The organism is Burkholderia sp. BE12 (assembly GCF_002959955.1).
Taxonomy (GTDB): domain Bacteria; phylum Pseudomonadota; class Gammaproteobacteria; order Burkholderiales; family Burkholderiaceae; genus Burkholderia.
The window spans coordinates 426,544-449,169 of sequence record NZ_PREY01000001.1 but is presented as its reverse complement, the minus strand read 5'-3'; the positions used below and the strand labels follow the sequence as shown (position 1 = coordinate 449,169).

General features: G+C 65.6%; 21 protein-coding genes. 10 read left to right on the top strand and 11 right to left on the bottom strand.

Annotation, left to right across the window (positions count from 1 at the left end):
• Positions 1-12: 12 nt before the first annotated feature.
• From C4B30_RS01965 to C4B30_RS01945, 5 genes are all read right to left on the bottom strand, one after another.
• On the bottom strand, positions 13-1,224 hold the full coding sequence (locus tag C4B30_RS01965) for a thiolase family protein (RefSeq protein ID WP_027785851.1): 1,212 nt from the start codon (positions 1,222-1,224) through the stop codon (positions 13-15).
• Positions 1,225-1,235: 11 nt separating this feature from the next.
• Complete coding sequence (locus C4B30_RS01960) at positions 1,236-1,733, bottom strand: MaoC family dehydratase (protein ID WP_105131575.1); 498 nt, start codon at positions 1,731-1,733, stop codon at positions 1,236-1,238.
• Positions 1,734-1,812: 79 nt separating this feature from the next.
• A complete protein-coding gene (locus C4B30_RS01955; protein WP_009688657.1) occupies positions 1,813-2,955 on the bottom strand; it encodes an acyl-CoA dehydrogenase family protein in 1,143 nt (380 codons plus the stop codon).
• A 306-nt stretch (positions 2,956-3,261) separates the two neighbouring features.
• Positions 3,262-4,416, bottom strand: coding sequence for a CaiB/BaiF CoA transferase family protein (locus tag C4B30_RS01950; RefSeq protein ID WP_027785849.1), 1,155 nt, complete (start codon positions 4,414-4,416; stop codon positions 3,262-3,264).
• Between the two features lie 140 nt (positions 4,417-4,556).
• Positions 4,557-5,750 (bottom strand): acetyl-CoA hydrolase/transferase family protein, encoded by a 1,194-nt coding sequence (locus C4B30_RS01945; RefSeq protein ID WP_051421444.1) that lies wholly within the window; start codon positions 5,748-5,750, stop codon positions 4,557-4,559.
• A gap of 602 nt (positions 5,751-6,352) precedes the next feature.
• Here C4B30_RS01945 and C4B30_RS01940 point away from each other — a divergent pair.
• Both C4B30_RS01940 and C4B30_RS01935 read left to right on the top strand, forming a co-directional pair.
• The gene (locus tag C4B30_RS01940) at positions 6,353-6,631 is read left to right on the top strand and encodes a hypothetical protein (protein WP_051421423.1); all 279 of its coding nucleotides are present in this window, start codon (positions 6,353-6,355) and stop codon (positions 6,629-6,631) included.
• Between the two features lie 344 nt (positions 6,632-6,975).
• Complete coding sequence (locus C4B30_RS01935; protein WP_105131574.1) at positions 6,976-8,157, top strand: porin; 1,182 nt, start codon at positions 6,976-6,978, stop codon at positions 8,155-8,157.
• Between the two features lie 146 nt (positions 8,158-8,303).
• On the opposite strand, the gene C4B30_RS01930 is transcribed toward C4B30_RS01935, so the two are convergent.
• Complete coding sequence (locus C4B30_RS01930) at positions 8,304-9,266, bottom strand: PDR/VanB family oxidoreductase (protein WP_034185537.1); 963 nt, start codon at positions 9,264-9,266, stop codon at positions 8,304-8,306.
• 367 nt (positions 9,267-9,633) lie between these two features.
• Between C4B30_RS01930 and C4B30_RS01925 the strand changes: the two genes are divergently transcribed.
• Together C4B30_RS01925 and C4B30_RS01920 are read left to right on the top strand one after the other, a co-directional pair.
• Positions 9,634-10,428 carry an SDR family NAD(P)-dependent oxidoreductase gene (locus C4B30_RS01925; protein WP_027785845.1) on the top strand — a complete coding sequence of 265 codons (795 nt, stop codon included), beginning with the start codon at positions 9,634-9,636 and terminating at the stop codon, positions 10,426-10,428.
• Between the two features lie 119 nt (positions 10,429-10,547).
• Complete coding sequence (locus C4B30_RS01920; RefSeq protein WP_051421422.1) at positions 10,548-12,062, top strand: aldehyde dehydrogenase; 1,515 nt, start codon at positions 10,548-10,550, stop codon at positions 12,060-12,062.
• 102 nt (positions 12,063-12,164) lie between these two features.
• On the opposite strand, the gene C4B30_RS35120 is transcribed toward C4B30_RS01920, so the two are convergent.
• The 5 genes from C4B30_RS35120 to C4B30_RS01890 form a co-directional block, all read right to left on the bottom strand.
• On the bottom strand, positions 12,165-12,995 hold the full coding sequence (locus C4B30_RS35120; RefSeq protein ID WP_158683359.1) for an aspartate/glutamate racemase family protein: 831 nt from the start codon (positions 12,993-12,995) through the stop codon (positions 12,165-12,167).
• 45 nt (positions 12,996-13,040) lie between these two features.
• Entirely contained in the window at positions 13,041-14,285 is a 1,245-nt protein-coding gene (locus tag C4B30_RS01905; RefSeq protein ID WP_027785842.1) for an aromatic ring-hydroxylating oxygenase subunit alpha, read from the bottom strand.
• Between the two features lie 56 nt (positions 14,286-14,341).
• Positions 14,342-14,704, bottom strand: a complete 363-nt coding sequence (locus C4B30_RS01900) for a hypothetical protein (RefSeq protein WP_027785841.1) — start codon at positions 14,702-14,704, stop codon at positions 14,342-14,344.
• 112 nt (positions 14,705-14,816) lie between these two features.
• Positions 14,817-15,272 (bottom strand): nuclear transport factor 2 family protein, encoded by a 456-nt coding sequence (locus C4B30_RS01895; protein WP_027785840.1) that lies wholly within the window; start codon positions 15,270-15,272, stop codon positions 14,817-14,819.
• A gap of 92 nt (positions 15,273-15,364) precedes the next feature.
• Positions 15,365-16,357, bottom strand: coding sequence for an AraC family transcriptional regulator (locus tag C4B30_RS01890; protein WP_080681397.1), 993 nt, complete (start codon positions 16,355-16,357; stop codon positions 15,365-15,367).
• A 447-nt stretch (positions 16,358-16,804) separates the two neighbouring features.
• Here C4B30_RS01890 and C4B30_RS01885 point away from each other — a divergent pair, with 447 nt between their 5' ends.
• The 6 genes from C4B30_RS01885 (at position 16,805) to C4B30_RS01860 (ending at position 22,624) form a co-directional block, all read left to right on the top strand.
• On the top strand, positions 16,805-17,719 hold the full coding sequence (locus tag C4B30_RS01885) for an alpha/beta hydrolase (protein WP_027785839.1): 915 nt from the start codon (positions 16,805-16,807) through the stop codon (positions 17,717-17,719).
• 167 nt (positions 17,720-17,886) lie between these two features.
• Positions 17,887-18,507 (top strand): TetR/AcrR family transcriptional regulator, encoded by a 621-nt coding sequence (locus C4B30_RS01880; RefSeq protein WP_027785838.1) that lies wholly within the window; start codon positions 17,887-17,889, stop codon positions 18,505-18,507.
• Between the two features lie 191 nt (positions 18,508-18,698).
• On the top strand, positions 18,699-19,586 hold the full coding sequence (locus tag C4B30_RS01875) for an HpcH/HpaI aldolase/citrate lyase family protein (RefSeq protein WP_027785837.1): 888 nt from the start codon (positions 18,699-18,701) through the stop codon (positions 19,584-19,586).
• 31 nt (positions 19,587-19,617) lie between these two features.
• On the top strand, positions 19,618-20,082 hold the full coding sequence (locus tag C4B30_RS01870; RefSeq protein ID WP_027785836.1) for a MaoC family dehydratase: 465 nt from the start codon (positions 19,618-19,620) through the stop codon (positions 20,080-20,082).
• A gap of 25 nt (positions 20,083-20,107) precedes the next feature.
• Entirely contained in the window at positions 20,108-21,274 is a 1,167-nt protein-coding gene (locus C4B30_RS01865) for an acyl-CoA dehydrogenase family protein (RefSeq protein ID WP_027785835.1), read from the top strand.
• Between the two features lie 111 nt (positions 21,275-21,385).
• A complete protein-coding gene (locus tag C4B30_RS01860) occupies positions 21,386-22,624 on the top strand; it encodes a CaiB/BaiF CoA transferase family protein (RefSeq protein WP_027785834.1) in 1,239 nt (412 codons plus the stop codon).
• The last annotated feature ends 2 nt before the right edge of the window (positions 22,625-22,626 follow it).

Below are 22,626 nucleotides of genomic sequence, written 5' to 3'. Positions count from 1 at the left end.
TCCGGTCGGATATCACGTTGCGGACGACAGCAGCAGCACGGCGCCGGCGGCCAGCATCCCGCCCGCGCCCTGCACCAGCACGGTTTGCGGCCGGCGGGCCGGCGCGAGCCCGAGCGCCTGCCCGCGCAGCTGCCGGACGGCCTCGATCATGCTGTCCATGTTGCACGAGATGCCGGGCTGCCCGAACGACAGCCACCCGCCGTTGGTGTCGGTCGGCAGGTCGCCGTCGACGCCGGTGCGGCCTTCGCGATAAAGATCGATGCCGCGCCCCTTCTTCGCGAAGCCGAGATCCTCCATCACGATCGGCCCCATATGCGCGAAGTTCACCGAGATCTGCGCCATGTCGATGTCGGCGGGCGTCAGCCCCGACATCGCATAGGCCTGGCGCGCCGCCTCGGCGGTCGCGGTGGTCGTCAGGTTCGGCAACGCGCCGAGACTGTCGAACCGGCAGCGACGCAGGTTCATGCGATCGGTCAGGTACTCGTGCGTGGTCGCCGATCCGTAGCCGAGCAGGTAGACCGGATCGCGCGCGTGACGCGCGTTCTCCGGCGACGTGACGATCAGCGCCCCGCCCGTGCCGCCCCCCCAGGTGGAGCACATCCAGCGGCGCAGCGGTGTGGCGACGTACGGCGACGACAGCACCGCCGCGCGATCGATCTCGCCGAACTTCGCCTTCGCCGCATGCGGATGATGACGTCCCCAGCGCTGGTTCGCGATCGCGACATCGGCGAGATCGTCCTCGGTGATGCCGAACTCGTGAAAGTAGCGCTGCGCGGCCTGCGCGTAGAGCGCCGGAATCGTCGGACCGTACGGAATCTCGAACTGCGGATCCGCGTCGGCTTCCGCGCCCATCGCGACCGCGTCGACGAACAGCTCGGTCGCGTCGCTCTGCAGGCACAGCACGTACTCGGCGCGGCCGGCCGCGATCATCTGCGACGCGATCGCGAGCGTCGACGTCAGGCCCGCGCCGTGCATCGTCAGCTCGCTCGTGATCGTCACCGGCATCTGCATGTGCGAGATGAAGATGTTGCTCCACTGCGAACGCTTGTCGGCCCACGGCGAACGTCCCGTGAATACCGCGTCGACCTGGTCCTTGCCGATGCCCGCGTCGGCGAGCGCGTTGAGCGTCGCCTCGGCGGCCAACTGCAGCGGGTCCTTGCGATTCGCGCGCGACGCGTAGGCATCGCCCATGCCGACGATCGCCGCAACCGGACGAGGAGTCATGGCTGCGCTCCTCAGACCTTGAAATCGGGCTGCGCTTCGGCGATCAGCGCGTCGAGGTCCGCGCGCTTGCGCAGCATCAGCAGGCTCCATTCGCTACGCTGCACGACTTCGCCGAGCTGGTTGTACGCCTGGATCAGCATCGTGCCGACGCCGAACTTGTCGTCCTTGTCCTTCTTCGCGATGACTTCGGCGGTCGCATAGACCGTGTCGCCGATCTTCACCGGATTCAGGAAGCGCATCTTGTCGACGCCGTAGTTCGCCTGGATCGCCGGACCGAACTGCAGCAGGCCGGAAATCAGCGAGAACGTCAGCATGCCCTGCACGATGCGCTCGCCCCAGCGCGTCTTCTCCGCATATTCCTTGTTCGAGTGGATCTCGATCCAGTTGCCGGTGAACATGCAGAACATCACGACGTCGCTCTCGGTCACGGTGCGGCCGGGCGAACGGAATTTCTGGCCGACTTCGAGCTCGTCGAGCGGAATGTTGATGCTGTTGTTGATGCCGCTCATGGCGGTGTCTCCTGATGATGGAATGGCGGGGTGCGGCGCGGCCGCATGCGCGCCGCACCGATGAAAACCGGGGGGGCCGTTACTGGCGCATCGACTTCGCGATGATCGTGCGCTGGATCTGCGACGTGCCGCCGCCGATCGTCGACTGGATACTCTCGCGCAGGTAGCGCTCCATGTCGGCTTCCGGCAGGTTCGCGTAGCCCCCGAGGATCTGCATGCCGGCCAGCGCGCATTCCTTCAGCGTCTCCGAGCCGTACAGCTTCGCCATCGACACCTCGCGGCTGCACGGCACGTGATCGGCTGCCATCCGCGCAGCGCGGTAGCACAGCAGGCGCGCGGCGTCGACCTTGGTCTGGCAGTCGGCGAGCATGTGGCGAATCACCTGGAAGTCGTACAGCTGGTGGTCGAACTGGATGCGGTCGTGCGCATAGCGCGTCGCCGTATTCACGGCTTGCTGCGCATTGCCCGTATAGGCGGCTGCGACCGCGCAGCGTTCGAGCTCGAGGTGCTCGGTGATGATGCGCCAGCCCTGACCCTCTTCGCCGAGCAGCGCGTCGGCCGGCACGCGCACCTCGTCGAGGAAGATCTCGGTCGTGCCCGTCGCGTGGCGCGACAGCGTCGGCAGCTTGTTGATCACCATGCCCGGCGTGTCGTTCGGGATCAGCAGCACCGACAGGCCCTTGTGCTTGTCGTCCGTGCTGGTGCGCACGAGCATCGCGATCACGGTGTCCTTCGCCGCCGCGCCGCTGCACCAGAGTTTCTGGCCGCTGACGATCCAGTCGCCGTTGGTGTCGCGGCGCGCACGCGTCTTCGTGTTCGCGGCGTCGGAGCCCGCGTCGGGTTCGGAGATCGACACCGAGAAGCGGATCTTGCCGTCGATGAACGGCTGCACGTATTTTTTCTTCTGCTCGGGCGTGCCGAACTTGATGATGTTCATCGCGGTAAACGTCGGCACCAGCACCGAGCACGCGAAGTCGAAGCCGAACTTGCCGAGGCCTTCGGCCATCAGCGAATAGTCGAAGATGTCGCCGCCCGAGCCGCCCTCTTCCTCGGGAATCAGGATCCCGAGCCAGCCTTGCTTCGCAATCTTTTCGTAGGCCTCGTACGGGTAATCGCGATTCATGTCGCACTTGCGCACGTATTCGACCGTGATCTCGTTGTCCATGAACTTGTTCACGGTGTCGAGCCACATGCTTTGCGATTCGTCGAGAAAGTTAGCCATTTGTCTTCGCTCCAGTTATCGGCGTCTGCTCGGGCAGCCGCGCTGTTCATCCTGGAATCGAGCTTAGGGCTTGCGGCGTCGCGAACCAACTGGCCATTTTTGAAGCGGCGATTCGAAAATATCGAAGCGTGGTTGGGTGCGGTGCACAAGCGATGTCGGGGGCATTGCGAAGACAGGGATGCGACAGGCGTGTCGCCGCACCGCGCGACGTTCACGTGATGCGCGGGAAGGATGAAGGTCTCGCCTGAAGAACGGCAGCAACGCGCCCGCGTGCGGTGCGGGCGCGTCATGCACGCATCGTTCGGATCACGCGATCGCGCCGGCGTCGCGCAGTGTCGCGAGTTCCGCGGCGGTGAATCCCCAGTCGCCGAGCACCGCGTCGGTATGCTCGCCGGGCCGCGCGGGCGAAGACTGGATGGCGCCGGGCGTCCGGCTGAAGCGCGGCGCGGGTGCGGGCTGCACGACCCCGTCGCGTTCGACGAAGGTCTGTCGAGCGCGCAGGTGCGGATGAGTGGGCGCTTCGGTCAGCGACATCACCGGTGCGATGCAGACCTCGCGGCCTTCGGCGAGCGCGCACCATTCGTCGCGCGTGCGGGTGCGGAATATCTCGGCGAATTTCGCATGCACTTCCGGCCATCGCGATCGGTCGTGCTGATCCGGCATGTCCTCTTCGTGCAGCCCGAGCAGCGCCAGCGTATTGCGCCAGAAGCGTGTTTCGTTCGATCCGACGCTGACCCAGCGGCCGTCCTTCGTCTCGTAGACGTTGTACCAGGGCGCGCCGGAGTCGAGACGATTGCTGCCGCGCTCGTCCTTCCAGTAGCCGCTCGCGAACATGCCGTAGAACAGTGTCATCAGCGACGCCGAGCCGTCGACCATCGCGGCATCGACGAACTGCCCGTGCCCCGAGCGCCGGCTTTCGAGCAGTGCCGACACCACGCCGAGCGCGAGATAGAGCGAGCCGCCGCCGAAATCGCCGACCAGGTTCAGCGGAATCACGGGTGGCCCGCTGGCCGCGCCGACCGCGTGCAGCACGCCGGTCAGCGAGATGTAGTTGACGTCATGGCCCGGCGCCTGCGCGAGCGGGCCGTCCTGCCCCCAGCCGGTCATGCGGCCATAGACGAGCGCGGGATTGACCGCGAGGCACGCGTCGGGCCCGAGGCCGAGCTTTTCGGCGACGCCGGGACGGAACCCTTCGACGAGCGCATCGGCCCGCGCGACGAGCTTGAGCACCGCGTCGGCCGCTTCGGGCTTCTTCAGGTCGAACGCGGCGCTGCGCCGGCCACGGTTCAGCAGATTGAAGCGCGGATCGCCCGGCTGGCCGCCGTCGTAGCCCGGCGGGCGATCGATGCGGATGATGTCCGCGCCCAGATCCGACAACAGCATGCAGCAGAACGGCACCGGCCCGACGCCGCCCAGCTCCACGATCCTGATGCCGGCCAGCGGCCCCTTTGCATTGCCCATTCCGATTGTCTCCATGTGATGACTGTCTTCGATCCAGCTTACGCGGGTCGCGCCGACAGTCCAATTCCGATTAATCGAAGCGTCGATTCGGCCGGATCGAACCGGTCCGGCGCCGGCGAAGTCCGTTTCGCACCGCTGCGTCAGCCGGACAGGCCGGCCTCGCGCGCGAGCCGTTCGCGATGATCGGGATGCGCGATCGCAATCATCTTCGGCACGCGCTGCGCGAGCGACAGGCAGCGCAGATCGGCGATCCCATATTCGGTGACGATCACGCACGCGTCGCTGCGCGGCACCGTTACCGGGCCTGACAGTTTCGTCACGATGCGACTGTGCGGGCCCGCGGTGGACGGTAGCGCCACGATCGGCACGCCGCCGCGGCTGGCCTGCGCGGCCCGCAGAAAATCGCCGACGCCGCCGACCGCGCCGACATACGTGCCGCCGACGACTTCCGCGTTGACCTGCCCCGTCAGGTCCACCTCCACCGCGGAATTGATCGCGGTGAAGCGATCGATCCGGCGCAGCACGTGCGGATTGTGCGTGTATTCGGTGGCGCGCAGTTCGAGCGCGGGATTGCGGTGAGCAAAGCGGCGCACACGCGCGGAGCCGATGATGACGCCGCCGACGGTGATGCCCGCGTCGATCGTCTTGCGCGCATTCGTCACGACACCGGCTTCGCACAGCGCCGCGATGCCGTCGCCGATGCTGCCGGTGTGCACGCCGAGGTCGCGCTTGTCGTGTAGCGCGGCCATCACCGCGTCAGGAATCGCGCCGATGCCCGTCTGCAGCGTCGCGCCGTCTTCGACGATCGACGCGACGTGCTGCCCGATCGCCTGCTCCACCGGCCCGGGCGTCGTCGCGGCGGCATCCGGGAACGGCATGTCCGACGCCACCAGCAAATCGATGTCGGCGGCGCGCAAGTAAGGACCGCCGTAGGTCCACGGCACGTCGGGATGCACTTCCGCGGCGATCGCCCGCGCATGTTTCAGCGCTTCCACCAGATACTCGCGCGCGAGCCCGAGGCTGTAACGACCGTGCTCGTCCGGCGGCGACACCTGCAGCATCACGACGTCGATCCGCAACGCGCCGCTGCGGATCAGGTCCGGCAGCTGCGAATAGTGCGCGGGCAGAATGTCGAGCACGTTCGCGCGCGCCAGCCTGCGGTTCGCGCCGCTGCCGCAGTACGCGAGGAAATCGATGGCGTCGGCATGCTCGGGTGCCAGGACGTCGGTGAGGCCGATGCCGAGAAAGACGCGAATGCGCTTGAAGCTGTGGCGCTGGGCGACCAGCGCGCGCATCAGCGTTACGGGCTCGGCGTGCGACTGGCCCCACATCATGGTGTCGCCGGGGCGAATCAGCGAGGAAAGCGCATCGCAGTCGCCGGCCTGACGGGCATCGGGCGATGCGTGCGCGGTCGCGCATGCTGGATGGTTCATGGATGGGCGAGATCGAGGGTCACGTCGGGCGCTCCGGCGTCGCATGCGCCATCCGGAATCATCGTCATGACGGGTTGAAGTTCGCGCGCGTCGCGATAGCGTCCCGGACGGGCGCCTGTCCGAAGCGACGAAGATCGACGGACGATGCGACAGGCATCGCTGCTCATCGTGATTCGCTCACCGGGGAGCGTCAATGCGCACCCGCAGCCTGTTCCGTACGTCGGAACGCCTGCATCGCGGGTTTTGGTTCGGTATGCGATGCGCGTCATGCGGCGTGCGCTCGGCGTGGCGCGACCGGCTTCCGAAGTACGGAATCGTCGCCCGCGCACTATTGACGCTGCGGCGGTCGAGCCGACACTGTTGACGCTGCGGCATGGTGCGTCCCGGTCGAATGCGCTCCCCTTGAGACTGACATGACGCGGTGCCGGAACCGACGGGCCAACGTGGCTCATTGCAGGGCTCAGACAATGCAGAAGCAACGAATCGAGGATCACGGATCGAGCATGACGGTCGCGCGTGCCCGCGCGCGGGAAAACGCCAACGCGGAAGATGCCGCGCTATGGCGATGGTTCGCCGCCTTGCTCGATGAGCGGCGGATCCGCTGGTGTCACAGCGGGCGCGGATGGCTGGTGAGCGTCGACCATCGTCACGTCGCCACCGGCACGCAGTTCGATCAGGCGATGCGGATCGCCAAGGAAAACGTCGAGAGCAGCGGCTCGCGCCGCATCGATGCGGCGTCGAAGTCCGACGGATCGGGAAGAAAGATTCATCTCGTGAAGTAACTGAGTCTCGGGCCTGCCGACGCATCATCGCGCCATGAGTCGGCACTCCCACCCACACGTGTATGTGATCGATCGCGACTGACATCGCGATCGAACCATCGCCCTGCGGCTTTACCCTTAAGGGTCTCCACGCTGTCCACGACGCATCGCGCGGCACCTCTTTCACTGCACGGAATCGGATTGCCCGACCGATTGACGGTGATATCGGCCACGCATCTAATCGACCGAACGTTGCGGCAATCGGGCGTTTCTTGTCGTATCAATTAGTTTTCCATATTAATTGACGCCGATACCGATCGCGACGTCACGATACGTACATTCAGAAGAAACTTTGGAGACAGTCAATGAAAAGGACGATTGCGCTTTGCGCAGCGGTGGGTTGCGTCGGCGGTACGGCACATGCGCAGAGCAGCGTGCAGTTGTACGGGATTATCGACGAAGGGGTCAACTACGTGAGCAACGCGTCCGGCCACCATTTGTATAGTCTCGCGAGCGGCGTGCTCAACGGCAGCCGCTGGGGGCTGCGCGTGAAGGAGGACCTCGGCGGCGGCTACGGCGCGATCGCGGTGCTGGAGAACGGCTTCGACCTCAATACCGGCAAGCTCGGCCAAGGCGGCCTCGAATTTGGCCGACAAGCGTATGTCGGCCTGTCCGGCCCGTACGGAACCGTCACGCTCGGGCGTCAGTACGATTCGGTCGTCGATTCGGTCGGCCTGCTCGAAGCGGGCGATCAGTGGGGCGGCTATCTCGCCGCCCACCCGTCCGACAACGACAACTTCAACAACACCAATCGCGTCAACAACGCGATCAAATACACGAGCCCTGTCTTTCACGGCTTGACGGCGACCGCGCTGTACTCGCTGGGCGGCGTGTCGGGGCACACGGGCCGCAACCAGATCTGGTCGGCCGGCGCCAGCTACACGAACGGCCCGCTTTCGATAGGCGCGGGCTACCTCAACGTGCGGAACCCGAACACATCGTTCTATGGCGCGGGCGGCACCGTCGCCGCGACCGTCAACGGTGTGCCCGGCTCGAACTTCGGCGCGTCGCCGGTGATTTCGGGTTACGCGTCGGCGCATACGTTGCAGGTGATCGGCACGGGCGCGGCCTACACGATCGGCTCGCTGACGCTCGGCGCGACCTATTCGAACACGCAGTTCCGCCATCTCGGCGATACCACGTCGGGTCCCGTGCCCGCCGGCGGCATCAGCGGCACCGCGAAGTTGAACAACGCCGAACTGAACGTGAAATACCAGATCACGCCGGCTTTCGTCGTCGGCGCGAACTACGTGTACACGAAGAACAGCGGCGCCGATGCGACGGGCAGCGGGCACTACAACCAGGCATCATTCGGCGCCGACTACTTCCTGTCGAAACGCACCGACGTCTACTTCGTCGGCACCTATCAGCGCGCGAGCGGAACCGATTCGACCGGACGCCGTGCCGTCGCGTCGATCAACCAACTCACGCCGTCGACGTCCAATCATCAGATCGCGCTGCGCGTCGCGATGCGGCACAAATTCTGATGCGCCGCGACGACTTCGGTCGTCGTATCGAAGCGCCGCGCCGCACGTATCCGTCGGAAATCTGTCGGCGGATGCGTGCGGCGCGTCTGTTTTTTGCGTCTGCTGCGACGATGGTTCGGAACCAGCCGTCGACGCCGGCCTGCCCGCTACAGATCCAGAACCAGCCGCGCCGATTTCGAGCGGGAGCAGCACGGCATGAACTGGTCGTTCGCCGCGCGTTGCTCGGCGGTCAGGCAATGATCGAAATGCTCGGGCTCGCCCGCGAGCACGCGCGTCGCGCAGGTTCCGCACAGGCCCTGCTCGCACGAGGTCTCGATCTCGATACCGGCCCTCGCGAGTGCCCGCACGACCGATTCGTGCTTTTCGATGACGATCACGCGGCCCGAACTCGCGATCTGCACTTCGAACCGGCCGTCCCGTTCCGTCTGTCGCGCCTCGGCCGCAAAAAACTCGTAATGCAGTTGCGCTTCCGGCCATCCGTTCGCACGCGCGGTCGTCAGCATTGCATCCATGAAGCCCTTCGGTCCGCAGACGTACAGATGCGTGCCTGCTTCGGGAACGGCGAGTCGCGCCGCGATATCGAAGCGCTGCTCGGCGGCTTCATCGTCGAAATGAAGCTGCACACGGCCCGCATAGGGTGCACGTGCGATGTGGTAGAGAAACGCCGTGCGCGTGCGCGACCGCGTGCAGTAGTGCATGTCGAACGACGCGCCGATGCGCGCCAGCCGTTCCGCCATGCACAGGATCGGCGTCACGCCGATGCCGCCTGCGAGCAACAGGCTGTGCTCCGCGTCATGCGCGAGCGGGAAATGATTCTTCGGCGCGCTGATCGTCAGCGTGTCGCCGATCTTCACGCGATCGTGCATGCCGGCCGACCCGCCGCGCGAGTTCGGATCGCGCAGAACGGCAATCCGGTATCGGTGGCTTTCGTCGGGTGCATTGCACAGCGAGTACTGGCGCGTCGGGCCGCCGGGCACGGCCACGTCGATATGCGCGCCGGCCGAGAACGGCGGCAGCGGCCGGCCATCCGCCCGAACCAGTTCGAAACTGCAGATGCCGGCGGCTTCGTCGTGCCTCGCCGCGACGCGGACCGTCAGTCCGTCGATCATGTTCGTCACCTCCTCCCCTCGATGGGGGCGATTACAGAGGCGAGGCTGACTCGTGTCAATCAGGCGTCTTTCGGCGTTCCGTACTTCGGGGACCTGCGTTGCTGGCGACAATCGACGCCTCCGGGCGCATACGCATTCACGCGTGTGCCGGTTCGAACGCCTGCGGCTACGTCACTCGCAGACAACGCGATTCCGTACGATCGCGCAAGAAATGCGAACGCTGCAGCATGGCCCGTTCGGCGTCCGCTACTTAAGATCGGCACGCGACGCCTTCCGCCGGCACACCGCTTGCCGCTTGCAGCTCGCTGCACGGAACGAACGACCGCGACGCGCCGACAGAATCGACCATATTAGGCAAGGAGACATCATGCAGATCACGCTGGACGGCAAGCTTGCCGTCGTAACGGGCGCCGCGCAGGGCATCGGCCATGCGATCGCGAAGCGGCTCGCGCAGTGCGGTGCCGAGGTCGTCGTCAACGATCTCGACGAACGGCGGATCGCAACCGCCGTCGACGCGATCCGCGCCGCGATCCCCGGCGCAACGGTGCGCGGCGCGGCGGCCGACCTGTCGTCGGCCGCCGGCTGTAACCGCCTCGTCGAACAGGTGCCCGATTGCGACATCCTCGTGAACAACGCGGCCATCTACGAGACCGCCGATTTCTTCGAGATCCCGGATGCGACCTGGCAGAAATATTTCGAGCTCAACATCCTGTCCGGGGTCCGGCTGGCGCGGGCCTACCTGCCGAACATGGGCGCGCGCGACTGGGGGCGCGTCGTCTTCATCAGCTCCGAGTGCGGAATCAGCACGCCGCCCGACATGCTGCATTACGCGGTGACCAAGACGGCGCTGCTCGGCCTGTCGCGCGGCCTCGCGAAACGCATGTCGGGCACCGGCGTCACGGTGAACGCAGTCCTGCCGGGCCCGACGCTCAGCGAAGGGGTGGTGGATTTCCTCGAAGCGGAAATCCGCCGTACCGGCAAGACGATCGAGGAACAAGGCGCCGAACTCGTCAAGGCGCTGCGTCCGTCGTCGATCACGCGGCGCTTCGCGTCGGTCGACGAAGTGGCGAACCTCGTGCTCTACACGTGCTCGCCGCTCGCGTCGGCGACGACGGGCGCCGCGCTGCGGGCGGACGGCGGCGTCGCCGACACACCGATCTGAGCGGCGGCAGCCGTTGCGGCTACTCACCAACCGGCGCGACGCACGCGCGACCTCGACGCCATCGCGCCGCATGCGCTGCGCGCTTACATGAACCACGCCTGACCTGACCGGAGTACCGAATGTCGAACGCCTCACCACACGCGACGACGGATGACACATCATTGCGCCGCTACGAGCACCTCTATATCGACGGCGCATGGGTGAAGCCGATCGACGGCGAGCTGGTCGAAAGCATCGATCCGGCGACCGGCCGGCCCTGGGCGATCGCGCCGATGGGCGGCCCGCAGGACATCGATCGTGCAGTCGTCGCGGCGCGGGCCGCATTCAACGGCCCGTGGCGCCGCACGCCGGGACATGAGCGCGCGGCGCTGCTGCGCCGCCTCGCGGAGCGCTTCAGCGCGGCGGTTCCCGAGCTGGCGATCATCGAATCGCGCGACAACGGCAATCTCGTGCGCGAGCATCGCGCGAGTCTGACTGCGCAGGTGCAGTGGTATCAGTGGTTCGCATCGCTGGCGGACAAGGCACAAGGCACGACCATCCCGATCGACGATAGCGTCCACGCATTCACGACGCGCGTGCCGATCGGCGTGGTGGGCGCGATCATCCCGTGGAATGCGCCGCTGCTCGCTACCTGCCTGAAGATCGGCGCCGCGCTCGCGGCCGGCTGCACGGTCGTCGTCAAGCCGGCCGAGCAAACGCCCGTGTCGGCGCTCGAGCTTGCGCGCCTGGTCCACGAAGCGGGCTTTCCGCCGGGCGTGTTCAACGTGGTGCCCGGTTACGGGCGCACGGCCGGCGCGCATCTGGTCAAGCATCCGGACGTTGACAAGATCTCGTTCACGGGCGCGAGCCAGACTGCCAAACAGATGGTTCGCGACGGCGCTGATAACTTGAAGCGCTTCACGTTCGAACTCGGCGGCAAGGCCCCGCATATCCTGTTCGCGGACGCCGACCTCGACAACGCGATCAACGCGGCCACCGCATCCGCGTGGCGGCTGACCGGGCAGAGCTGCGCGCTCGGCTCGCGCGTGCTCGTCGAGCGGTCGATCTACGGTCGCGTCGTCGACGCGTTCTGCGCGCGCGCGAAGTCGGTGCGCGTCGGCATGCCGTCGGTCGACACGAATCACATGGGCCCGCAGTCGCATCAGGCGCAGTTGGACAAGACGCTGTCGTACATCGAGATCGGCAAGCAGGACGGCGCGGAACTCGTCGCCGGCGGCCATCGTATCGCGACGCCCGAACTCGCGGCCGGCTACTTCGTCGAGCCGACCGTGTTCGCCGGCGTCACGAACCGGATGCGCGTCGCGCGCGACGAGATCTTCGGCCCGGTGGCCTCGCTGATTCCGTTCGATGGCGAAGACGAGGCCGTCGCGATCGCGAACGACACACCCTACGGGTTGACGGCAGGCCTGTGGACGCGCGACGTCGGCCGCGCGCATCGCGTGTCCAGCCGTATCGACGCGGGCATGGTGTGGGTCAATACCTACTCGTTCCTGCGCTGGTCGACGCCGTATGGCGGTTTCAAGGCCAGCGGCTGGGGACGCGAAAACGGGATCGATGCGCTTGCCCCGTATCTGGAAACCCGCACGACGGTGATCAGCACGACCGGGCAGTTTCCGAACCTGTATGCGGACTGAACGGGTGGCGCGCCGGCGATGCGCGGACTCACCGCCTGCGCATCGCTTTGGCGCAACCCGCGCGTATCGGCGAAGCATCGGCGGCGAATCGCCGCCGATGCGTCAAGCGACGAGCTTCTTCCCCATCGCCTGAAGTTCTTCGAGGATGTGAGCCGGCGTCGTTCGATACGCGCCGGTCACGGCCTCCGACTTGGTCAGGCCGACGCTTCTGCGCAGGTCGACCATCGCTTCGGCCAGTTTCACCATCGCCGCCGGCCCCATGATGACCGGCACGCCCGTGTCGCGCACCTCGCGATAGCCGGCCAGCCCCAGCAACGCGCCGCCGGGGTTGCAGCCGCACAGCACGGTATCGGCGCCGTCGCGCACGCAGGCCTGGGCTGCCTCGTCGAACATCTCGATCCAGCGCTCGGGCGGCCCTCTCGCCGCGTCGACGATCGCCAGCCAGCACGACGGATCGAGCGCGCGCACCGGCCGGTCGCGAATCGCGCGATCCGCCCAGCCGTGCTGACGGATATGGGCTTCGAACGGCTCGATGAACGACGGCGCGATCGTGACCCATGCGAAGCGCTTGCCGACCAGTTGCGCCATCAGCATCGTCGATTCCGCGCCGCCGAGTACCGGCATCCGGACCGTCTGCCGACATTCCTGCGAATACGCGTCGATGATACAGACGCCGGCCAGCGCCGCATCGAATCCTTCCCGCTCGGCCTCGACGACGCGGTTGACGACCTGCACCTTCGTGACCGCGCGCGGGTAGATCAGGTTGTTCGCAAACGAACGCGGCGCTTCCTCCATGTAGCGCAGCGTGATCTCGGTATCGGGCCTCGCCACCTGATGCGCGAACTTCAGCATCGCTGCATAGGTTTCGGTGACGCCCTCGAAGTCCGCATCGTTCGAGCGGTTTTCGGCCTGCCACAGTATTCTCGTTCCCATCGTCCCCTCCTTTTCACCGCACTGGATAGCTGAAATCCGGCCGACCTACGCGAGCGCATCCTTCACCGTCGCGGCATTCGACCATTTGACGACCTGCTCGAGCGAATGCCGGCACAGGACTTCGCTCTCGTTGAAATGAACGAAGGGCTTCGCGCCCGACGCCATCCCGACCTGCATGCTCTCGATGTTGCCGAGATCCTCGAGCATCGAATCGGTGATCTGCGACGTGAAGTGCTCGAGTTGAAGCCGATCGCGCACGGTCGCGGCCTTCTTGTAATAGAAGCGTGCTTCCCAGACGGTCGTCGATGCCGACGTCGGCCAGAACTCGTGCGTCCAGAACTGGTTCGCGGAAATCTGCAGATGCCAGTTCGGAAAGAACCAGTTGACGTCGCTTGCCCAGTTCGCGTCCTTCGTCGGATTCACGTGCTTGTGCTCCACGACCGCGTTGGTCTGCCCGGCCTTGCGCGTGCCCGTCACCGAGTGGTCCGCGGAGAACAGCCATTTCGCGACCTTCGAATCGGCGAACGGCTGCGCGAGCGGGTTCAGCCACCACGACATCGAGCGGTGCGGGCCATGGAGCCGCACGCTGATCGGACACCCGAACGGATTGGCTGGCCCGGTGTAGAAAGGCGCCAGTGTCCTCGGGTGAATCGACGCGACGTGATAGGCCTCGCTGAAGTTCTCGGCGACGGTCTTCCAGTTCGCGTTGAACTCCCCGCGCAGCACGATCGGATGATCGGGATGCTGGTATGCAATGCCGGTCAGCGCGTCGGCGACCGGCCCGAGGAATTCCCGCAGCGTGACCTCCGGCTCCGGCGCCACGTTGATGAAGATCCAGCCCTCCCAGCTCTCCAGTGCCACCGGCGTCAGCCCGCATTTTTTCCTGTCGAGGCCGAAGAAGCCGGCTTCGTCGGGAACGTTCGCGAGCGCGCCGGCATTGTCGTAGCTCCAGCTGTGATAGCGGCACACGAAGCGCTTCGCGTTGCCGGACGCGCGATGTTCGACGATGTTCGCGCGATGCGCGCAGACATTGTGGAACGCACGGACTTTGCCGTCCGACGCGCGCGCGACGATGATCGACGCATCGACGACCGCGAGGTCCTTCACGAAGAAATCGCCGGGATTCGGAATGCGTTCGACGCGGCCGACCATGAGCCATGCGCGTCGGAAAATCTGCTTGCGTTCGAGCTCGAACTGCGCCGCGTCGGTATAGAGCGAGGTAGGCATCGCGTCGGTGCCGAGGCCGACGGCACGCGTCAGGCCCGGATTGAAACCGGTCGGATGATTCATGCTGACTCCTGCTGATGAATGAAGGCCGTCCACTGCGACGGACGATCGGCTGTTTCTCAACCGTGCGGCTGAAAGCCCGTTACGATCCGCAGCGCATGCTCGGCCGGCGCGTGGCGAATACTCGGCGCCTCATGCATTTCGACGGCGACGGACGCGTGGCACAGCGACAGCAGCAAGCGAAACAGGTTGTTCGCCGGTGCCGGCATGTCGTCGAGCGGGAACTGCTCGAGATAGCGTGTCGCCTCTTCCGCACGCGCGAACATCGCATCGTAGAAGCGGACAATCTCGGCGTAAGGCATCGCCGCGCGCCGGATCCATCGCTGGTGCGAGGTGGGCGCGTTCCAGTCGGCGAGAAACGGGGCGAGTTCCTCGAAGCCTTCCGGCAAGCATTGCGATTCATCGGTTGCGCAATCAGTCATTCGATGACTCCTTCTTCATTTTGATGATTAAATCGTTATCCGAATCATTTGGCATGTTGCTTGTCGCGAGACGGTCCGTCACGGCCGTCCGCTTCGCCAGCGGATTACACCCTCACCCGCCGATGTTTTCCTTGAAGACCGGGCTGACCGTGCCGAAGCTGGAGAATTTCAGATACGTCGTCTTCCATACTCCGGCGATCCTCGCGAACCGGAATGCATAGGTTCCCGAAAGCAGCTGCAGCACGCCGTCGTCGGTCTGCCGGTAATAGATCACGTCGGTGGCCGCCGTGGCGCGATCGCCATCGATCTCGATCAGCGGATTGGTGATGTGATGGTGGCACTTCGGCACCTCGCGCCAGACTTTGTGGACCAACTGCCGGATCCCCCCGATGCCGGCCGTCTGTCCGCGCGGCAGCTCGTAGATGCCGTCGTCCGCCCAGATACTCATGAAGAGAGTCTCGTCGTGCTTGTCGATACCGTGACAGTACTTCGACATCAAGGTACGGATCACGTCGGTATCGACGAGTCGCCGCAATGCTGCGTCGAGGCTGGAATCGCTGGAGGTCATGCCGGTTGTCTCCCGTTATAGGCTGATGCGTGTCCGGACAGCGGCCGGGCACGGTTTCCGATGCACATGCGTGCGTGGCGAAGCGCGACGATCTAGATCGGACACAGCGTCATGTTATTTTTCCCCCGCCGCTCGGACCTATCGCCGCCGTGCGCTTCTGTTTCGAGATCGTACGGATCTGCCGCGCGCGCCCGGCGGCGATACTGCGTCGGCGAGCAACACATGGTTCGCTTGAAGGCCGTGCAAAACGCGCTTTCGGATTCGTAGCCGAGCGAGAACGCGATCGATGCGATGGTCTCGTGCCCGGCGTGCAGGCGGTCGGCCGCGATCAGCATTCGCCAGCGTGTCAGATAGTGGATCGTGGTCGCGCCGACGAGGCGCTTGAAGCGCTGCGCGAAGACGGTTCGGGACAGCCCGGCGATGCGCGCCAGTTCGTCAAGCGTCCAGTGGCGCGCGGGCTCCGCATGGATCGCACTGATGGCCGCGCCAATCCGCCGGTCGGACAGCGCCATGAACCATCCGGCGGGCGTGGCCGCCAGATGAAGGCGCAGCACCTGCACGAGCATCAGGTGCAGCAGATGGTTCGACACCAGCGCGCCGCCCGGCTGCGGGTCGCGCAGCTCGGCGGTCAACTGGTCGAGCGACCAGCGCAGCACCTCGGCCTGGCTCGACGCGCGCGGCACGCTGACGAGCGGCGGCAGCGCATCGAACGGCAGCGCGGCATGGTCGCCCGAGAACGCGAAGAAGCCGCTGATCAGCAGCACGTCGCCGCCGCCGCCGTGCACGGCGATGCCGTCGCGCGCGACCGCATCCATGATCGCCGTCGAATCCTGCGGCTCGAGCGCGAGGTCGGTCGACAATACGATGCTGCGCCGGCTGTTCAGCAGGAAACAATCGCCCTTCTCGAAGCGGACCGGCTGCGCTACGCCTTCGATCACGGCCCAGCATGCGCCCTGCAGCACGGCGGCAAACTTGATTCCCTCATATTCCGGAAACGCGAACGACCACTCGCCCGCCGCGTCGAGTCCCGCATAGAACTGGCTGTGCGGTTTGAGCCGCGCGAGCACATCCGAGAGCGAGTCCATAGGCCATCCATCCGTGAACGATGCCTGGCGCACCGTCCATCGGACCACGGCGGACCCGCATCGTCTGTCTCCTGGCCGCACTGCCGGTCCCGGCTGTTGCGACGCTGAATGTGTTCTGGTGTCCGCCGGCGACAATCGACGCTCGTCCTGCAGCGGGCGCGGCGTCGAAGCCGGCAAGGGCGTCGCGCACGGCCGGACGCGATGTGAGCCAGCCTGATTCCGCCGCGAACGCAAGTCAATTCACGCGGCGATTCCGTTCCGTACTGTGAATGCCGCATGAGCCGTAGTCGAGTGCGCCACGCACGGTACAGCAGCAAAACGCGCCCGCGCCGAATCTGTAAGCCTCCCCTTAACACTGAGGTCGATTTTGAGCGGTATATCCGCATCAATTTCTTGCCTACCATGGAATCACGCACTTCACTGAACCCACAACAGGAGTTACCCGTCATGCAGAAAGTCAACTTCAGGAACCTGAACGGCCGAGGCATCACGATGGCCGCCGTGATCTACTTTCCGGCCCGTTTCGATTCGAACGCGAAGTATCCGGCCGTCGTCGTCGCGCATCCGGGCGGCGGCGTGAAGGAACAGACGGCCGGGCTCTACGCCCGGAAGCTGGCCGAGCACGGCCTCGTCGCAATCGCGTTCGACGCGTCGTATCAGGGCGAAAGCACCGGCGAGCCGCGTCAGCTCGAGAACCCGTATATCCGTACCGAAGACGTCAGCGCCGTGGTCGACTACCTGACGACGCTGCCGTACGTCGACGCCGATCGGATCGGCGCAATGGGCATCTGCGCGGGCGGCGGCTACGCAGCCAACGCGGCGATCAACGACCGGCGCATCAAGGCGCTTGGCACGGTCAGCGCGGTCAACATCGGCTCGATGTTCCGCAACGGCTGGGAAAACACGGTCAAGGACGCCGATGCGATTCCGTTCCTCGCGCACGGTTCGCAGGCGCGCTCTGCCGACGCGTCGGGCGCACAGCTCGCCACGTTGCCGCTCGCACCGCTGCGCAAGGAAGATGCGCCGGACAAGGAACTGGAAGAAGCATGGGAGTACTACCATACGCCGCGCTGCGAACATCCGAACGCACCGGGTTTCATGACCGCCCGCAGCCTCAACCAGGTCATTACGTACGACGCGTATAACAAGGCCGAAGCGTTCCTGACGCAGCCGCTGCAAATCGTGGCCGGCAGCGTCGCGGGCAGCAAATGGATGAGCGACGACCTGTTCGCGCGCGCGGCCAGCGCCGACAAACGCTTCCATGTGGTCGAAGGTGCGAACCACATGTCGCTGTACGACGTGCCGCAATACGTCGACGAAGCCGTCTCGGTGCTGGCGCCGTTCTTCGCGAGCACGCTGTAACCTGGCGCGCGGCAGGCGCGCGACGGCGCGCTCGCCGCCGAAACCCGAACGGACGGCTCACCGCCTCCGCGCGGCGAGCCGTTCGTCCGATGAATGCCGCCTGCCTGCCGTCAGCCTAACTACTGTTAGTATGTCGACATGACTCACCATCGGCAGGCTGCAGGAGCATGGCAAAACGACCGAAGTCGAACTCCGTCAATCCGTGCGAGACGCGCGAATCGCTGATCCGTTTTGCCGCGCGCACGTTCGGCACGCAGGGCTATTCGGCCACGACGATGCGCAACGTCGCCGATCAGGCCGGCATCGAGGCCGCGAGCATCTACTACCACTTTTCGTCGAAGGAAGAACTGGTCGAGGCGGTGATGGAGCAAGGCGCGGCACACATCCTCCATCACCTGAGCGAGCGCCTGAACGCGCTCGGCCCCGACGCGACGGCCGAACAACGGTTCCGTGCCGCCGTGCTCGGGCAGATGCGCGGCCTCGTCATGCATGGCGATTTCGCCGTCGCGCACGGCCGGTTGCTCGGTCAGCTGCCCGACGCGATCCGCGAGCGGCAGGTCATCAGGCGCGAGCATCATCAGACCCTCTGGAACGGGCTGCTCGAAGACCTGCGTGCCGAAGGCCACCTGCGCGAAGACGTGGACATCGCGCTCGCGCGAATCCACATCCTCGGCAGCATCAATTCGATCCAGTCGTGGTTCAACCCACAAAAGGGCTCGCTGGAACGCATCGCCGACCAGCTCTGCACGATGTTCTTCTACGGCGTGGGGCCGTCGTCGCGGCCCTGATCGCGCCGCGCCGGACAACGCCGCACACCACCCTCGCGCCGCCGCCGGTGTGTTCCCGCGATGCGTCACGGCAATCGTGCTCGGTATAAACCCCAATGACGGTCCCGGCATTTGCACATCAAACTAACTACCAGTTGTTAGATTAAACCTAACGGTAAAGCAGCCGATCCCATCAACAGGCCGAGACAGTCATGACGATGCAGATGAAACCGATCCGTTCCTTCCTTTTCGTTCCGGGCAACAAGCCGACCTGGATCGAGAAGTCCATCCAGTCCGGGGCCGACGCGCTGATCCTCGATCTCGAGGACAGCGTGCCGCCGGCTCAGAAAGTCGAGGCGCGCGAGATCGTCCGCTCCAAGCTGGCCTGGCTGGCCGAGCAGCAGCAGCGCATCTGGGTGCGCATCAACCGCAGCGCGCACCTGTACGACTTCGACGACATCCTGGCGATCGTGAACCCGGTGGTCGAGGGCATCGTGATTTCGAAGCCGTGCGGGCCGGAGGACATCCATACCGTCGCATCGATGCTGGCCGAAGCGGAGTACCGCGCGGGCATCGACGTCGGTCACACGAAGGTGATCCCGCTGCTGGAAACCGCCCGCTCGTTGCAGCTCGCCTACGAAATCGCGCAGCACGAACGCGTGCCGGCGATCGTCGGCGCGACGGCCAAGAACGCCGACGTGGCGCGCGCGCTCAAGACCGTCTGGTCGCTCGAGGGCCGCGAAACCCAGTTCCTGAAGTCGCGCATCGTGATGGCCGCGCGTGCGGCCGGCAAGCTGCCGATCGGCGGCGTCTGGCAGCAGGTGCACGACCTCGAAAGGCTCAAGGTCTCGTCGGCGAACGACCGCCAGCTCGGCATGAGCGGCGAACTGGTGCTGCATCCGTCGAACGTCGAGATCGTCAATCGCACCTACAGCCCCACCGAAGAGGAAGTCGCGTTCTACCAGGGCATGATCGACGCGCTCGACAAGGCCCAGGCCGAAGGCCGCGCATCGTGCATCTACGACGGCGAACACATCGACATCGCGCATGCGAAGACGGCGCGCGAAATCATCGCGCTCGCGCAGTCGTTCAACCGCTGATCGCTCACCCCAATACCTCAGGAGACAAGAAATGGCAGGCCTTTACTTCGAAGAATTCAAGCCCGGGATGGTGATCGAGCATGCGATCCGCCGCACGGTGACCGAAACCGACAACGTGCTGTTTTCGGCGATGACTTACAACTGCGCGCCGCTGCACATCGACGCCGAATACAGCAAGAACACGATGTACGGCCAGCGTCTCGTGAACAGCATGTTCCTGCTCGCGCTGGTGGCCGGCATCACGGTGTACGAGACCACGCTCGGCACGACGCTCGGCAATCTCGGCTTCGGCGAGATCGCGTTCCCGAAGCCGACCTTCCACGGCGACACGATCCGCGTCGAGACGGAGATCGTCGACACGCGCCTGTCGAAGAGCCGCAAGGATTCGGGCATCGTCACGTTCAAGCACGTCGCGCGCAACCAGCGCGACGAAATCGTCTGCACCGCCGTGCGCACGGGCCTGATGATGCTGCGCCCCGCCGCCGCCCAGGCTTGACCTCGTTCCCGCAGGAGATCCGGAAATGGACTACCAACTGAGCGCCGACCAGGTCGCGATCGTCGATGCGGCGCAGAAGATCTGCGCGGACTTCCCGCTCGAATACTGGCGCAACAAGGACAAGAACCACGAATTCCCGCACGAATTCTTCGCGGCCGTCGCGAGCGGCGGCTGGCTCGGCATCTGCATGCCGGACGATGTCGGGGGCGCGAACCTCGGCGTGACGGAGGCGGCGCTGTTCATGCGCGCGGTCGCCGAATGCGGCGGGCAGGCGGCCGCATCGACCATTCATATGAACATCTTCGGGCTGCAGCCGGTCGTGCACTTCGGCACGGACGCGCAGAAGAAGGCGTGGCTGCCGCCGTTCGCGCGCGGCGAGCACAAGGCCTGCTTCGCGGTCACCGAGCCGGACACCGGCCTCGACACGACCAAGCTCAAGGTGGTCGCGAAGAAGCAGCCCGACGGCAACTACCTGCTGTCGGGCAAGAAGGTCTTCATCTCGACCGCGCAGGTGGCCGATCACATGCTGATCCTCGCGCGCACGACGCCGATCGAGGAAGTGAAGAAGCACAGCGAGGGCCTGAGCCTGTTCTACACGAAGCTCGACCGCAAATACGTCGAAATCCGCGAGATCGACAAGCTCGGCCGCGCGGCGGTCGATACCAACGAGCTGTTCATCGACGACATGCCGGTGTCGAAGGACGCGCTGATCGGCGAGGAAGGCAAGGGCCTCAGCTACATCTTCCACGGGATGAACGCGGAGCGCGTGCTGGTGGCGGCCGAGCAGATCGGCATCGGCCGCGCGGTGCTCAAGCTCGCGACGCAGTATGCGAAGGAGCGCGTCGTGTTCGGCCGGCCGATCGGCCAGAACCAGGGGGTGCAGCATCCCCTCGCGCGCAACTGGGCGGAGCTCGAAGCGGCGAACCACATGATCTTCGCGGCCGCGGACCTCTACGACAAGGGGCTGCCGTGCGGCTCGGAAGCAAACGCGGCAAAGCTGCTGGCATCCGAGGCCTGCATGAACGCGTGCCAGACGTCGATCCTCACGCACGGCGGCTTCGGCTACGCGAAGGAGTATCACGTCGAGCGCTTCATGCGCGAGGCGTGGATCGGCTACATTGCCCCTGTCACCCCGCAACTCATTCTGTCAAACATTGCCGAGCGCAAGCTCGGGTTGCCGAAATCGTACTGAACCCGGCAAATCGCCGGCGTTGCCCGAACCGGGCGGCGCCGGCTGTCGAACCGGCATAAAGAAATGTCTGCGGGCTGCGCCCCGGTCGCGCGCCCGTTTCAGGAGACAAGCATGTCAGCTGCAAGACCGTTGGAAGGGATCCGAGTGCTCGATCTGACCGTGGCCCTGGCCGGTCCCTATGGATCGCTGCTGCTGGGCGGCATGGGCGCGGAAGTCATCCGGATCGAATCACCCGGCGGGGGCGACATCGCGCGCAACAACCCGCCATACGTCGGCCGAAACGGCGTCCACTTCGGCGTGAAGGGCGACGACGAGGTGTCGCTGACCGTCCTCAATCGCGCGCGCAACAAGAAAAGCATCACGCTCGACCTGAAATCGGCGCAGGGCAAGGCGCTGTTCATGGAACTGGTCAAGGAATCGGACGTCGTCATCGAGAACGCGAGCGAAGGCGTCACCGCGCGGCTGGGCGTCGACTACGAGAGCGTGCGCGAGGTCAATCCGAAGATCATTTATGCGTCGATCAAGGCGTTCGGCGAACCGAGCCCGTACAAGAACCTGAAGGGCATGGACATCATCGTCCAGGCGCTGTCGGGGATCATGGACGTGACGGGCTTCGCCGACGGCCCGCCGACGCGCTCGGGCCTGCCGATCGCCGACCTGATCGCGCCGCTGTACGCCGTCAACGGCATCCTCGCCGCGCTGATCCACCGCGGCCGCACCGGCGTGGGCCAGTGCGTGCAGGTGTCGATGCTCGACTGCCTGTCGTCGCTGGTGGCCGAAGAGCACTTCGACGTGTTCCTCAAGCACGGCTACTCGAAGCGCTCGGGCAATTTCCAGGACCGGCTGGTGCCGTTCGGCGTCTATGGCACGCGCGACGGCCACGTCGCGATGGTGGCGTTCCAGCCGGACTGGTTCCGCAACCTGATGGAAGCCGTGGGCCGGCCCGAGATGGTCACGGATCCGCGCTACGCGACGCGCGGCCCACGCATGAAGCATGCGGCCGAGATCAACGCGATCATCGAGGCATGGACGAGCCGGCGCAGCACCGCGGAGGTCGTCGAAGAACTGCAGATCCGGCGCGGCGTGCCGGCCGCGCCCGTGCGCTCGCCGCTCGACGTGCTGAAGGACCCGGTGCTGCAGGAACGCGGCGCCGTGGTGCGGCTCGAGCACCCGGGGCTCGCCGACGTCGACGCGATGGGCATGGGCCTGCCGATCAAGCTGTCGCAGACGCCCGTGCAGTTCGATCAGCCAGCGCAGGAACTCGGCGCCGCCAACGACGAGATCTATCGCGGGCTGCTGAAGCTGCCCGAGGATCGCCTGCAACAACTGCGCGACGAGGGAGTGATCTGATC

What these genes read in the sequence shown, in the direction of transcription:
- C4B30_RS01930 (WP_034185537.1), bottom strand. Translation starts at nt 9,266, where the DNA reads ATGATCGACGGACTGACGGTCCGCGTCGCGGCGAGGCACGACGAAGCC.
- C4B30_RS01860 (WP_027785834.1), top strand. Translation starts at nt 21,386, where the DNA reads ATGTCAGCTGCAAGACCGTTGGAAGGGATCCGAGTGCTCGATCTGACC.
- C4B30_RS01955 (WP_009688657.1), bottom strand. Translation starts at nt 2,955, where the DNA reads ATGGCTAACTTTCTCGACGAATCGCAAAGCATGTGGCTCGACACCGTG.
- C4B30_RS01940 (WP_051421423.1), top strand. Translation starts at nt 6,353, where the DNA reads ATGACGGTCGCGCGTGCCCGCGCGCGGGAAAACGCCAACGCGGAAGAT.
- C4B30_RS01945 (WP_051421444.1), bottom strand. Translation starts at nt 5,750, where the DNA reads ATGATGTGGGGCCAGTCGCACGCCGAGCCCGTAACGCTGATGCGCGCG.
- C4B30_RS01890 (WP_080681397.1), bottom strand. Translation starts at nt 16,357, where the DNA reads ATGGACTCGCTCTCGGATGTGCTCGCGCGGCTCAAACCGCACAGCCAG.
- C4B30_RS01950 (WP_027785849.1), bottom strand. Translation starts at nt 4,416, where the DNA reads ATGGGCAATGCAAAGGGGCCGCTGGCCGGCATCAGGATCGTGGAGCTG.
- C4B30_RS01895 (WP_027785840.1), bottom strand. Translation starts at nt 15,272, where the DNA reads ATGACCTCCAGCGATTCCAGCCTCGACGCAGCATTGCGGCGACTCGTC.
- C4B30_RS01965 (WP_027785851.1), bottom strand. Translation starts at nt 1,224, where the DNA reads ATGACTCCTCGTCCGGTTGCGGCGATCGTCGGCATGGGCGATGCCTAC.
- C4B30_RS01900 (WP_027785841.1), bottom strand. Translation starts at nt 14,704, where the DNA reads ATGACTGATTGCGCAACCGATGAATCGCAATGCTTGCCGGAAGGCTTC.
- C4B30_RS01960 (WP_105131575.1), bottom strand. Translation starts at nt 1,733, where the DNA reads ATGAGCGGCATCAACAACAGCATCAACATTCCGCTCGACGAGCTCGAA.
- C4B30_RS01875 (WP_027785837.1), top strand. Translation starts at nt 18,699, where the DNA reads ATGACGATGCAGATGAAACCGATCCGTTCCTTCCTTTTCGTTCCGGGC.
- C4B30_RS01880 (WP_027785838.1), top strand. Translation starts at nt 17,887, where the DNA reads ATGGCAAAACGACCGAAGTCGAACTCCGTCAATCCGTGCGAGACGCGC.
- C4B30_RS35120 (WP_158683359.1), bottom strand. Translation starts at nt 12,995, where the DNA reads ATGGGAACGAGAATACTGTGGCAGGCCGAAAACCGCTCGAACGATGCG.
- C4B30_RS01865 (WP_027785835.1), top strand. Translation starts at nt 20,108, where the DNA reads ATGGACTACCAACTGAGCGCCGACCAGGTCGCGATCGTCGATGCGGCG.
- C4B30_RS01935 (WP_105131574.1), top strand. Translation starts at nt 6,976, where the DNA reads ATGAAAAGGACGATTGCGCTTTGCGCAGCGGTGGGTTGCGTCGGCGGT.
- C4B30_RS01925 (WP_027785845.1), top strand. Translation starts at nt 9,634, where the DNA reads ATGCAGATCACGCTGGACGGCAAGCTTGCCGTCGTAACGGGCGCCGCG.
- C4B30_RS01905 (WP_027785842.1), bottom strand. Translation starts at nt 14,285, where the DNA reads ATGAATCATCCGACCGGTTTCAATCCGGGCCTGACGCGTGCCGTCGGC.
- C4B30_RS01920 (WP_051421422.1), top strand. Translation starts at nt 10,548, where the DNA reads ATGTCGAACGCCTCACCACACGCGACGACGGATGACACATCATTGCGC.
- C4B30_RS01885 (WP_027785839.1), top strand. Translation starts at nt 16,805, where the DNA reads ATGCAGAAAGTCAACTTCAGGAACCTGAACGGCCGAGGCATCACGATG.
- C4B30_RS01870 (WP_027785836.1), top strand. Translation starts at nt 19,618, where the DNA reads ATGGCAGGCCTTTACTTCGAAGAATTCAAGCCCGGGATGGTGATCGAG.